The organism is Mesorhizobium sp. P2_D1 (genome assembly GCF_056404455.1).
In genome coordinates, this window is record NZ_JBFUDZ010000001.1 from 41426 (window position 1) to 52925 (window position 11500).

The 11500-nt window shown below is 64.1% G+C and carries 10 protein-coding genes; 2 read left to right on the forward strand and 8 right to left on the reverse strand.

The window, feature by feature from the left end; genetic code table 11:
• Nucleotides 1-110: 110 nt before the first annotated feature.
• From AC1D0I_RS00240 to AC1D0I_RS00255, 4 genes are all read right to left on the reverse strand, one after another.
• The gene (locus tag AC1D0I_RS00240) at nt 111-1142 is read right to left on the reverse strand and encodes a BMP family protein (RefSeq protein WP_095084104.1); all 1032 of its coding nucleotides are present in this window, start codon (nt 1140-1142) and stop codon (nt 111-113) included.
• 153 nt (nt 1143-1295) lie between these two features.
• Nucleotides 1296-2501, reverse strand: a complete 1206-nt coding sequence (gene pcaF / locus AC1D0I_RS00245) for a 3-oxoadipyl-CoA thiolase (RefSeq protein ID WP_477392295.1) — start codon at nt 2499-2501, stop codon at nt 1296-1298.
• A gap of 1 nt (nt 2502) precedes the next feature.
• Complete coding sequence (locus tag AC1D0I_RS00250; RefSeq protein WP_477392297.1) at nt 2503-3300, reverse strand: CoA-transferase subunit beta; 798 nt, start codon at nt 3298-3300, stop codon at nt 2503-2505.
• Nucleotides 3297-4154 (reverse strand): CoA transferase subunit A, encoded by an 858-nt coding sequence (locus AC1D0I_RS00255; protein ID WP_477392299.1) that lies wholly within the window; start codon nt 4152-4154, stop codon nt 3297-3299. Before AC1D0I_RS00255 ends, AC1D0I_RS00250 begins: the two co-directional genes overlap by 4 nt.
• Before the next feature lie 121 nt (nt 4155-4275).
• On the opposite strand from AC1D0I_RS00255, the gene AC1D0I_RS00260 reads away from it, so the two are divergent.
• The gene (locus AC1D0I_RS00260) at nt 4276-5046 is read left to right on the forward strand and encodes an IclR family transcriptional regulator domain-containing protein (RefSeq protein WP_477392301.1); all 771 of its coding nucleotides are present in this window, start codon (nt 4276-4278) and stop codon (nt 5044-5046) included.
• 242 nt (nt 5047-5288) lie between these two features.
• Here the strand turns inward: AC1D0I_RS00260 and AC1D0I_RS00265 are convergent, their stop codons facing one another.
• From AC1D0I_RS00265 to AC1D0I_RS00280, 4 genes are read right to left on the reverse strand one after another with little or no spacing between them, the layout of a single operon-like run.
• Nucleotides 5289-6578 carry an NAD(P)/FAD-dependent oxidoreductase gene (locus AC1D0I_RS00265; RefSeq protein WP_477392303.1) on the reverse strand — a complete coding sequence of 430 codons (1290 nt, stop codon included), beginning with the start codon at nt 6576-6578 and terminating at the stop codon, nt 5289-5291.
• Nucleotides 6578-7957, reverse strand: a complete 1380-nt coding sequence (locus AC1D0I_RS00270; RefSeq protein ID WP_477392815.1) for a glutamine synthetase family protein — start codon at nt 7955-7957, stop codon at nt 6578-6580. Before AC1D0I_RS00270 ends, AC1D0I_RS00265 begins: the two co-directional genes overlap by 1 nt.
• 5 nt (nt 7958-7962) lie before the next feature.
• Nucleotides 7963-9246 carry a nucleotide disphospho-sugar-binding domain-containing protein gene (locus tag AC1D0I_RS00275; RefSeq protein ID WP_477392305.1) on the reverse strand — a complete coding sequence of 428 codons (1284 nt, stop codon included), beginning with the start codon at nt 9244-9246 and terminating at the stop codon, nt 7963-7965.
• Nucleotides 9247-9256: 10 nt separating this feature from the next.
• Nucleotides 9257-10195 carry a GntR family transcriptional regulator gene (locus AC1D0I_RS00280; RefSeq protein ID WP_457152145.1) on the reverse strand — a complete coding sequence of 313 codons (939 nt, stop codon included), beginning with the start codon at nt 10193-10195 and terminating at the stop codon, nt 9257-9259.
• Nucleotides 10196-10425: 230 nt separating this feature from the next.
• On the opposite strand from AC1D0I_RS00280, the gene AC1D0I_RS00285 reads away from it, so the two are divergent.
• Nucleotides 10426-11493 (forward strand): polyamine ABC transporter substrate-binding protein, encoded by a 1068-nt coding sequence (locus AC1D0I_RS00285; protein WP_457152144.1) that lies wholly within the window; start codon nt 10426-10428, stop codon nt 11491-11493.
• Nucleotides 11494-11500: the final 7 nt, after the last annotated feature.

Consider the following 11500-nt stretch of genomic DNA (forward strand, 5'->3'; position numbering starts at 1 on the left):
CTGCTTCGCAGCGTCCCGGCGTTCGCTAGCCTTTCATCGTGCCACTGGCACGATGAATTCGCCTGCGGCGAACCGGCTGCTCACCCCCACAAGGGAGAGGGTGAGAAAAATCAATCCGAAACCGGCGTATTCTCATCCACGTCGACGCGGAAATTGCCTTCGAGGATTTCGGCCTTCTTCTTCTCGACCAACTCCTTCACGTCCGCCGGCAGCGTCTTGTCGAACTTGTGGTAGGGCGCGAGCTGCGAACCGCCCTTGGCCATGCGCGAGAAATCGCCATAGTCCTGCGCGGTGAAGACGCCGGCCTTGACCAGTTTGATCGCCTGCTGGACGGTCGGATACATGTCCCAGACCGGGCCGGTGATGACCGTGTCGGGGCCGAGGCTCGACTGGTCGGACATGTTGGAGATGGCGAGGATCTTCTTGTCCACCGCCGCTTCGATGACGCCGAAACGCTCGGCATAGATCACGTCGACACCGGCGTCGATCTGCGCGACGGCCGCTTCCTTTGCCTTCGGCGGATCGAAGAAGGAACCGATGAAGGCGACCTTCTTCTTGATGTTGGGATTGACCTCCTTGGCGCCGGCAAAGAAGGCGTTGACCAGCCGGTTCACTTCCGGAATGCCCATAGCCGCGACAGCACCGATCGTGCCCGACTTCGACATCTTGCCGGCGATCATGCCGGACAGATAGGCCGGTTCGTGGATCCAGTTGTCGAAGACGCCGAAATTCGGTTCCGCCGGTCCGGCGCCGGAGCCGAACAGGAAGGCGGTCTTCGGGAATTGTTTGGCGGTGCGGCGCGATTCACGCTCGGCTGCGAAGGCATCGCCCAGCACCAGCTGGTAGCCGCCTTGAGCATATTCGCGCATGACGCGGCTGAAATCGGCTGTCTGCACCTTCTCCGACCATTTGTACTCGATGCCGAGTTCCTTCTCGGCCTTCTGCAAGGCGACATGGATCTGGTTGTCCCATGGCTCCTCGATCGGCGTGGCGAAGATCGCCGCTACCTTCAGCTTCTTGTCCTTGCCGAAGGCGGCGCCTGGCAGCATGGCCGCGGCCAGGCCAAGCGCGCCCAATTCCAGCACATTGCGTCGCGAAAGCCCTTCGCGTTTTATCTGGATTCTATTCTTCCGGTTTTCCATTGCATTCCCCTCTGTTCGACAGCCGTGTCGAGCCGGCTGTTCGTGAAAATGTCAGACAGGGAACTATGGAACGGGTCCGCACTTTTGTCCACATGGTCAAATTTGCACGCCCGAATCAGCCTCGATCTTAGCCGGCCAAGAAGGGGCTGCCGCTCAGGCCCGTTCGAGCGCGATCGCTATGCCCTGGCCGACGCCGATGCACATGGTTGCCAGCGCATAGCGGCCGCCGCGTTCGCGAAGCTCCAGGGCCGCCGTACCGGATATGCGGGCGCCCGACATGCCGAGCGGATGGCCGAGCGCGATGGCGCCGCCATTCGGATTGACGTGCTCTGCATCCTCGGCAATGCCGAGTTGGCGCAGCACGGCGATGCCTTGCGAGGCAAAGGCTTCGTTGAGCTCGATAACGTCGAATTGCTGCGGCGAAAGCCCAAGCCGCGCGCACAGTTTTTGCGTCGCCGGCGCCGGGCCGATGCCCATGATGCGCGGCGCCACACCGGCGGCGGCGCCACCAAGGATCCGGGCAATCGGCGTCAGGCCATATTTCTCGACGGCTGCTTCCGAGGCAACGATCAACGCCGCCGCCCCGTCATTGACGCCGGAGGCATTGCCGGCCGTCACCGTGCCGCCTTGCCGGAATGGTGTCGGCAATTTAGCCAGCGCCTCGACCGTCGTGCCGGCACGGGGATGCTCGTCCTTCGAGACGACCACCGCATCGCCCTTGCGCTGCGGGATGGTCACCAGGGCGATTTCCTTCGCCAGCCGGCCATTGGCCTGTGCGGCGACAGCCTTGTCCTGGCTGCGCACGGCAAAGGCGTCCTGGGCCGCGCGGGAGATGGCGAACTCTTCTGCCACGTTCTCGCCGGTTTCAGGCATCGAATCGACGCCATACTGCTTTTTCATCACCGGGTTGACGAAGCGCCAGCCGATGGTGGTGTCATAGATCTCGGCGTTGCGCGAAAACGCCGTGTCGGCCTTGGGCATGACGAAGGGCGCGCGGCTCATCGATTCGACGCCGCCTGCGATCATCAGTTCGGCCTCGCCGGCCTTGATCGCCCGCGCGGCGATGGTCAGCGCATCCATACCGGAGCCGCACAGCCGGTTGACGGTGGAGCCCGGGATCTCCTTTGGCAGACCGGCCAGCAGCAGCGCCATGCGCGCCACGTTGCGGTTGTCCTCGCCGGCCTGGTTTGCGCAGCCATAGATGACGTCGTCGACGGCCTGCCAGTCGACACCGGGATTGCGCTCGACCAGTGCTTTCAGGGGTATGGCGCCAAGGTCGTCGGCGCGCACCGAGGACAGCGAGCCGCCGAAGCGGCCGATCGGCGTGCGGATGTAGTCGCAGATATAGGCCACGGCCATGTCATGCAGCCTTTGCTTTTCCGCTTCCCTCATGCGCCGCCTTGGTACGGGCCTGCAGGTCGCGCAATGTCGTCAGTTCGAGTTCGCTTGGCGCAGGCGTTTCGTCAAGCGCCTCCGCGAACTTTACCATCCAGCCACAGGTCTCCTGCACCTGCTGGCGCGTGACACCGGGATGCAACGACACGACCGTGAATTCCTTGGTCACCGGGTCCGGCTTCCAGATGGCGAGGTCGGTGATCAGCAAGGTCGGGCCCGCGGTGTCGATGCCAAGCCGCTTTCGATGATCGCCGCCCTCGCCATGGCCGAAGGAGGTGAAGAAATCGATCTTTTCGACCATGCCGCGCCTAGTCTGCGCCATGGTGATGTAGATCTCCTTCGACGACGTCGCGATTTCCGGCGCGCCGCCGCCGCCGGGCAGCCGGGTCTTGGGGTGGAAATAGTCGCCGATGACGGTGGTGTTGATGTTTCCGAACTTGTCGAGTTGGGCCGCACCCAAAAAACCGATCGAGATGCGGCCGCCCTGCAGCCAGTAGCGGAACATCTCCGGCACCGCGACCGTGGTGACGGCGGTTTGGCACAATTCGCCATCGCCGATCGACAGCGGCAGCACGTCTGGCGCGGTGCCGATCGTGCCGCTCTCATAAATCAAGATGATGTCGGGTGCATGCGTCAGCCGCGCCACATTGCAGGCGGCGGACGGCGCGCCGATGCCGACGAAGCAGACATCGTCATTCCGCAGCGCGCGGCTGGCGGCGATCGTCATCATCTCGTTGGGGGTGAAGTCCGGATTGTCGCTCATGCCGCTTTCCTCAGATGCTCGACACGGGCCGCGAAATCGTCGGCGCTCTTCTCGATGACGTTCGCCTGCATCCACGCCTGGAATTTGTCTCGGTCGGCGGCGATCTCGTCCCATTCGAGATAGGCCGCATTGTCGCGCGCGTAATAGCCATGCGCGTAGGACGGATGCGAACCGCCGGGCACAACGGAGATCGCCGCGATCGTCCAGCGCGGCAGCACCGTCAGATTGGGGTGCAGATCGTCGAAAGTGTCGACCACTTCCTCGACCGTCACCACCGCTCGGCTAGCCGCCAGCACCGCTTCCTTCTGGATGCCGACGATGCCTTCGACCAGCACATTGCCTTTCCGGTCGGCCTTCTGCGCATGGATGAAGGTGACATCGGGCCGGATCGAAGGAACGGCTGCCAGCACCTCGCCGGTGAACGGACAGGTCACCGATTTGATGTTCGGATTGACTGCTGCCAGCCCGGCACCGCGATAGCCGCGGAACACCGCGCAGGGCAGGCCGGCAGCACCCGCCTCGTAGGCATTGGCCATGCCGGCATGGCTGTGTTCCTCGATCTCGATCGATCTGGGAAAACCGTTCTCTATGGCGTCGCGGGCGCGCCGCAGCAGGCCGACGCCGGGATTACCGACATAGGAGAAGATGATCTTCTTCGCCATGCCCATGCCGATCATCTGGTCGTAGATCAGGTCTGGCGTCATGCGGATCAGGGTCAGGTCGCGAAACCCCTGACGGATCGCCTCATGCGCCGCCGCCGTCGGGATCAGATGGGTGAAGCCCTCGAAGGCGACAGAGTCGCCATTGTTCAGGTTCTCGGCCACAGCCTGTTTGAGCGGCAGGAACTTGACCATCGCATCGGGCTCCCGGGTTCAAGAAAGTTCGTATTGCGAACATATGTTTTGTATGCGATACTTTCTACGTTGAGTGAGAGGTTGAGTCAATCCTGGCAAGGATATCGTTCTGGTAGGTGAGATGGACGAAGAGGCCGCTTCCCGTGATCATGTCGGCTCGCTCGAGCGGGGCCTTGACGTTATGGAGATCCTGGCCCGGCGTCCCTCAGGCATGACGCTGACGGAAATGGCCGAGGAAGCGGGCCTGACCCGCGCCGGCGCCCGCCGCTTTCTATTGACGCTTGTCGCCACAGGCTACGCCACCCAGGCCGGCCGCGTCTTTTCGCTGTCGCCGCGCCTGCTGACGGTTGCCCGCACCTGGCTCGGCGGCGCCTCGCTATGGAGCTTCGCCGCCCCGACCATGCGGGCAGTGGCGGCTGAGTTGAACGAGGCCTGCTCGGCGGCGATCCTGTCGGGCCAGGATGTCGTCTACGTCGCCCGCATTCCCGGCCTCCGCATCCTCAGCGTCTCGCTCGACGTCGGTACCAGGCTGCCCGCCTATTGCACCTCGATGGGGCGCGTCCTGCTTGCCGGCCTGACGCCCCAGGAATTGGACGCATTTCTCGGCCAGGCGACGATCGAGAAACGGACCCCAAAGACAATCACCGACACGCGGCTGCTGGCATATGCCATTGGCAAAGCCAAAGCGGATGGCTTTGCCGTCGTCGACGAAGAGCTGGAGCTTGGCCTGCGCTCGATCGCCGTGCCGATCCGCGACCGCTCGGAGCGCACGGTCGCGGCCATCAACGTCTCGACCCAGTCCGCGCGTTTCACCGTCGCGGAGATGGAACGGGAAATTCTGCCGGCGCTGCTCGAGGCCAAGCAGCGCATCGAGGATTTTTTCGTCGTCTAAAGAGATCTTTGCGAGCTTAGGAATAAGCCCTCATCGTCGGCGCCGCCCCTCATTGCCCTGCCGGGCATTTCTCCCCGTATAGAGACGGGGAGAAAGTAGCTGGCCGCAACGCCGACGCCTTTTTGCGACGCTGGCGATTGGCGAAACCATAAATGAAAGCGCCCCTCTCCCCGGGGAGAGGATGCCGGCAGGCAGGTGAGGGGCGGCGCGAACTTCGATGCGTAGCTGCGGCGTACTCACCCTCAATGCTTGATGCGGTCGCGCATCGCATACCACAGCATACCGAGCACATAGAGCGGACCGCGCAACGCCGTGCCCCCGGGGAACGGCATGGGCGTGAGCGTCGAGAACAGGTCGAGCCGCGAAGCGTCGCCGGTGATCGCCTCGGCCAAAAGCTTGCCCGACAGTGTCGACAGGATGACGCCTTTGCCGGAATAGCCATGCGCGAAATAGACCTCGCCATAGTGCCCGACATGCGGCAACCGCGACGTCGTCACCGACACCAGCCCGCCCCAGGCGTGATCGATGCGGCAGCCCTGAAGTTGCGGAAAGGTCTTTTCCATGTGCGGCCGCACGAATCCGGCAATGTCGGCCGGCGGCGACGGCGTGTAGCGCTCGCCGCCGCCGAACAGCAGACGCCCATCGGCCGACATGCGGTAGTAGTTGACGGCGAAGCGGGTGTCGGAAACCGCGACGTTGGCCGGGATGACGTTGCGTTTGCCCTCCAGCGGCTCGGTGGCGACAATGTAGTTGCCGACCGGCATGATGCGGCTGTTGACGCGCGGCTCCAGCCCATTGAGCAGCGCATCGCCCGCCAGCACGACGTGTTTTGCACGGACCGAACCCTTGGCCGTCGAGACGCGGATCGATGGCTCGCGCTCAAGCCGGACGGCGACCGAATTCTCGTGGATGACGACGCCGGCCGCGACCGCCGCGCGGGCGAGGCCGAGCGTGTAGTTCAGTGGATGCATGTGGCCGCCAAGGGGCTCGTACATCGCGCCGTGGTAGGGCGTGTCGACCTTGCGGCGGGCTTCCGCCGCCGACAGGATCTCGGCATGCGGGAACTTCATCACCGTGGCAAGGCACTCAGCCTCTTCCTCGAGATCCCTGAGGTCGGAGCTATTGACCGCCCCGACCAGATGGCCGGTCAGCCTGAGATCGCAATCGATGGCGTGGCGCTCGATAATGTCGAGCACCAGCCCGCGTGCCTCGAAGGCGAGGTCGAACAGCACTTTGGCCCGTTCGGGCCCGTAGAGCTTGACCAGGCCCTTGGCGCCCTTGCGCAGGCCGGGGATCATCTGGCCGCCATTGCGGCCCGACGCACCCCAGCCGATCTTGCCGCCTTCGAGCAGCACCACCTTCAGGCCGCGCTCGGCAGCGTGAAGGGCCGCCGACAGGCCGGTGCAGCCGCCGCCGACGACAACCAGGTCGGCGTCGACATCGCCCCGCAGGGCGGGATGGTCCGGCGACGGATTTGCCGTCGCGACATAGTAGGATTTGCCGATATCCAAACCGGAATTGAAGCCCATCATTACACCTTCAGCAGCAGGTGGTCGCGTTCCCAGCTCGTCACCACGCCCTGGAACAGGTCGAGCTCGACGCTCTTGACGCGCAGATAGGTCTGGAAGAAGTCCTCGCCGAGGAGGTCCCGCACCGGCTCGCAAGCGGTGAAACGATCCAGCGCCTCCTCCATGGTTTTCGGCAGCGTGCTTTTGATCTTGTAGGCATTGCCCGACGCCTCGGCCGACCGCGCCAGCTTCTGCTCGACGCCGAGATAGCCCGCGAGGAGCGAACCGGCGATAGCCAGATAGGGATTGGAATCCGCACCCGGCAACCGGTTCTCCACCCGCCTCGCGGCGCGGCCACCGGCCGGCACCCTCAGGCCGCAGGAGCGGTTGTCGTGCGACCATTCGATGTTGGCCGGCGCGCTGTGGTTCGGCCGGATGCGGCGGAACGAGTTCACGTTGGGCGCAAACAGCGGCATGATCTCCGGGACATATTTCTGCAGGCCACCGATGAAATGGCCGAACATTTCGGTGTCGGCATCGTCGCTGCCGGCAAACAGCGTGTTGCCGGCCTGGTCGATGACCGACATGTGCAGATGCATCGAGCTCCCCGCCTGTGCCGGGATCGGCTTGGCCATGAAGGTGGCATGCATGCCGCTCTGCTGCGCGGCCTGGCGCGTCAACCGCTTGAACAGCAGCACCTTGTCGGCCAGCAGCAGCGCGTCGCCATGCAGGAAGTTGATCTCCAGCTGCGCCGTACCCGATTCATGGATCAGCGTGTCGAGCGGCAGTCCGGATGCCGCCGCATAGTCATAGATGCGGCGGACCACCGGCTCGAACTCCTCCAGTGCCGCCATATCGTAGGGATGCTGCACGCTCTCGGCGCGGCCATTGCCGCCGACCGGTGCCGTCAGCGGCCGGTCGGGATCGGGATTGGGAGCTGTCAGGTAGAATTCGAGCTCCGGCGCCACCACCGCCCGCCAGCCGCGCTGACGGTAGAGGTCGAGCACGGCTCTCAGCACATGGCGTGGCGAGGCCATCCATGGCCGGTCGTCCATGTGGAAGGCATCGGCGAAGACATAGGCCTTGCCTGCCCCGGCGCCGGGCGCCAGGGTGAGCGTCGAAACATCCGGCACCATGCGCATGTCCGGGTCCGAGTAGGCAAAACCCTCGTCGATCGAACCGGTGTAGCGGCCGTCGATGCTGACCAGAAAGGCGCTGCTCGGCAGGTAGAGCGCGCGGTCCTCCAGCGCCTTGAGGAACTTGGCTGCCGGCAAGGCCTTGCCGCGCAGGACGCCGTTCATGTCAGGCACCAGGCACTCAACCTCGTTGATGCCGTGCTGGGTCAGCCAGGCCTTGGGATCGTTGCCACTGGAGAGGGAAGTATTCGTGTTCATGTCAGGCATTTCGTTCATGTCCGTATCACAGAGAGTATGGCTTGCGCGGCCACATCCGTTCCGGGTTTCAGCGCCATTTGGGCTGCATTGTCCCTGAGGCGGGCGCGCATTGCGTCATCGGCCAGCAGGCCGAGAATGGCTTTCTCCAATACTCCTTCGGTCCAGGCATCACGGCCGATATGGTCGCCAACGCCGGTTTCCTCGGCGCGTCGGGCATTGTCGTGCCCGTCCCAGCAATAGGGCATGATCAGCGACGGCACGCCGAAGCGCAGCGCTTCGCAAAAGCTGTTATTGCCGCCGTGATGGATGAACAGGTCGCATTTCGCAACCACCGACGGCTGCGGAAACCAGGCGTCGAGATAGACATTGTCCGGCACAGCGCGATAGGCGTCGCGCAGGCCGCCGGCATTGACGATGAAGCGGGCCGGCAGCCTGTCGAACACGGCCAGCATGCGCTCGATCAGGCCGACATCCATGGCGCCGAGACTGCCGAAGCTCACATAGACCAGCGGCCCGCCATTGCGCGGGAACACAGGCACTGCGAACGGCCCTTCCGAACGCACGCAGCCTTCGAGATAGACGAAGCGGTCCGGGTCGAGCGGCTCGGCGCGTTCGCGGCGCACGATCGTCGGCGTCAGCAAAAGGTTGAGGTCTGGCGAGGCTTCGAGAAACAGGCCCTTCGGCAGCGGCGCCACGCCGGCATCCGCCCGAAAGCGGTTGAAGCGGTCATGCGCCGGCGCCGAGGCTCTGAGATAGCGGGCCTCGAACGCCGCGCGTTGCGGGTCGTCGGCGCCAAGCCCCGACAGATAGGGGGGCACCCGAGCGTCCGGAAGCTCGGTCTCGGCGCAGGAGACCACCCGCACCCACGGGCAGCCGGCGGCAGCGATCGCCGGGAACATGATGACATTGTCGAGCACCACCGCGTCCGGCTTCAGCCGCGCCAGCAATTGGCGCAGCGGCGCTTCGGCGTTGACCGCGGTGTCGACGATCGCCTGCCAGGTCGGCGCGACATAGGTTTCGAGCTGGTCGATCGGGCTCAGCCTGAAATGCGGCAGATGCCTGCGCACGAAGGCCTGCCAGTAGCTCTGCCGCTCGCTGTCGCTCAGCGGCTCGTCGGTCGGCAGCTGGTATTCCTGAAAACCATAGTCGGCAAAGACGCCGGAGAACCCGGCATGACAGATGAAGACAGGCCGGGCACCTTTCGCCCGCAGCGCCTGCGCGATGCCGACGCAATTCAACGCCGCGCCGAAACTCGCTTCGGGAAACAGCGCGATGGTCGGGCTGGCTTTTCGCGTCAATTAATCCTCGTCATTCCGGCCGGCTGATCATGCCGAACAGGGCGGGCGCCCCGCGACTGGCCGCTTGCGGTCGCTGGTTGCGGGAGAGCCGCAGGTGAATGCGAAGCAGATCGGCAGCCACCTCATACTGCCGGCTTTCAAGATGGTCGAGTATGTTCAGGTGCTCACGCAGCGATTGCCGCAACCGGAAGACGTTGACGCCGGCATAGATGCCCGGCAGCCGGCGCAGCCTGAGATGATCGGCCAGCGCGTCGGCCACGAAGCGATTGGCGGAGCCCTCCGCCAGCATGCCGTGAAAATCGATGTCCAGCCGCTGGAACTCGCGTGTGTCGAATGCGGCGTCCGGCAGCGCCGACAGCGCTTCCATGCCTTGGCGCAAGGCCGCTGCGCGTGCGCCGTCAAGCCGGAAGCCGGGGGTCAGGATGGCGGCGGGCTCCAGCAGCAAGCGGTACTCGTAACTTTCGCCTTGCGCCTCCGGGTCGTCAGGCGCGCGGCGGAAGAGCCAGGACTGGCCGGGCGCACGGTCGAGCAGATTCTCTTCCGTTAGTCTGTTAAGCGATTTTAGTACCGTCTTGCGCTCGGCATTATACCGCCGCATCAACCCGGCGACGGTCACCGTCTGGTCCAGCCGCCGCGCCGACCGGTCGCGCAGGATCGCCTCGGCGAGTTCGTCCTCCTCGGTAAGTGGCAATTCAGCGGCAACGGCCGGCTGGCTCGTGAGGTCGACGGCAAGGTGATAGCCGGAATCCGCCTCCCAACGCACAACGCCCTGTTCCACAAGCAGGCTAAGCGCAGCCCGCACTGGCGTACGCGACACATTGCACAGCGAGGCGATCTGCTGTTCGGGCAGGCGCGCGCCGGGTTCGAAGCCGCGCTGCCGGGCCACATCCAGGATGCGCTGTGCCAGGTCGAGGTGGTTGGTGCGGGGTCGTCGGGCGGCGGCTTGCATGACAATGCTCGTGAACGGACAAGACCTATATGCTTTGACCGATCGGCCCCACGGATGCAATCGGCCAGATTCCACGGTCGCTTGGCAAATTATGGATTGACGTACTTTTTTCTGCAATAGTACTGTCAGGACAATCGGCACAAAAAAGACCGAGGGAACAGGATCGAGGCGGCGGCATGGGTCGCCGCCGCCGAATGAATTCGACGATCAACCAGAATGGGGAACCTGTCATGACCGCCACCACTCTCTTGCGGCATCGTTCGCTAAAGATGCCGTCAATCGCACTTGGCCTGGCCTTGGCGCTGGCCGCACCCGCGGCTGCGGCCGACCTGGTCATTTCCAACTGGGACGGCTACATGGCGCCCGACGCCATGGCTGCCTTCAAGACCGCCACCGGCGTCGCCGGCGAAGTGGTTGTTCATGCCACCAATGAAGAAATCATGGGCAAGCTCATCGCCGCCGGCGGCAAGGGCTATGACGTGGTCTTCGTCTCCTCGCCCTTCGCCGAGGTGCTGAACAAGCTCGGCCTGACCGAGCCGATCGACCACGCCAAGGTGCCCAACCTCGCCAACCTCTACCCTGAAGCGACCAAGCTGCCGCATGATGTCGGCAACGCCTTTTCAGTCCCCTACACCTGGGGCACGACAGGCCTCTGCTACCGCTCCGACCTGGTGAAGGTAGCGCCGACCAGCTGGAGCGACCTTCTCGCGCCCTCCGACGACCTCAAGGGCAAAACCACCATGCTGGCGACCGACCGCTGGCTGCTGGCCGCTGGCCAGCTCGACAAGGGTTTTTCGGTCAACGAGACCGATCCGGCCAAGATGGCCGAGGTCAAGGACCTGCTGATCTCGGCCAAGAAGACCCTGCTCGCCTATGACGACACCACCTTCTATTCGAAGCTGGTTTCCGGGGAGGCGCTGATGGTGCAGGCATGGGACGGCTGGTGCAACTACGGCATCGCCGAGAAGCCCGAGATCAAATACGTCATCCCCAAGGAAGGCTCGGATCTGTGGGTCGACACGATGGTGGTGATGAAGGCTTCCGCCAACAAGGACGCGGCCTTCCAGTTCATCAACTTCATGCTCGACGCCAAGAACCATGCCTGGGCGGCGCAGAACATCGACTACAAGGTGCCGAACAAGCCGGCTATGGAAAGCCTGCCGGCCGATTTCCTGGCCAAGTTCCCCAACATGGCGATGCCGGTGGCCGACCTTGTCAAGTTCGAGCAGCTGCGTGACGTCGGCGACGCCCAGCGCGACTATTCGAAGATAGTCAGCGAGATCAAGGCCGCGCAGTAAGCAGCGT

Bases quoted from the DNA above. Each gene is read 5' to 3' on its own strand.
- AC1D0I_RS00240 (WP_095084104.1), bottom strand. From the start codon at position 1,142: ATGGAAAACCGGAAGAATAGAATCCAGATAAAACGCGAAGGGCTTTCG.
- pcaF (WP_477392295.1), bottom strand. From the start codon at position 2,501: ATGGCCGTGGCCTATATCTGCGACTACATCCGCACGCCGATCGGCCGC.
- AC1D0I_RS00250 (WP_477392297.1), bottom strand. From the start codon at position 3,300: ATGAGCGACAATCCGGACTTCACCCCCAACGAGATGATGACGATCGCC.
- AC1D0I_RS00255 (WP_477392299.1), bottom strand. From the start codon at position 4,154: ATGGTCAAGTTCCTGCCGCTCAAACAGGCTGTGGCCGAGAACCTGAAC.
- AC1D0I_RS00260 (WP_477392301.1), top strand. From the start codon at position 4,276: ATGGACGAAGAGGCCGCTTCCCGTGATCATGTCGGCTCGCTCGAGCGG.
- AC1D0I_RS00265 (WP_477392303.1), bottom strand. From the start codon at position 6,578: ATGATGGGCTTCAATTCCGGTTTGGATATCGGCAAATCCTACTATGTC.
- AC1D0I_RS00270 (WP_477392815.1), bottom strand. From the start codon at position 7,957: ATGCCTGACATGAACACGAATACTTCCCTCTCCAGTGGCAACGATCCC.
- AC1D0I_RS00280 (WP_457152145.1), bottom strand. From the start codon at position 10,195: ATGCAAGCCGCCGCCCGACGACCCCGCACCAACCACCTCGACCTGGCA.
- AC1D0I_RS00285 (WP_457152144.1), top strand. From the start codon at position 10,426: ATGACCGCCACCACTCTCTTGCGGCATCGTTCGCTAAAGATGCCGTCA.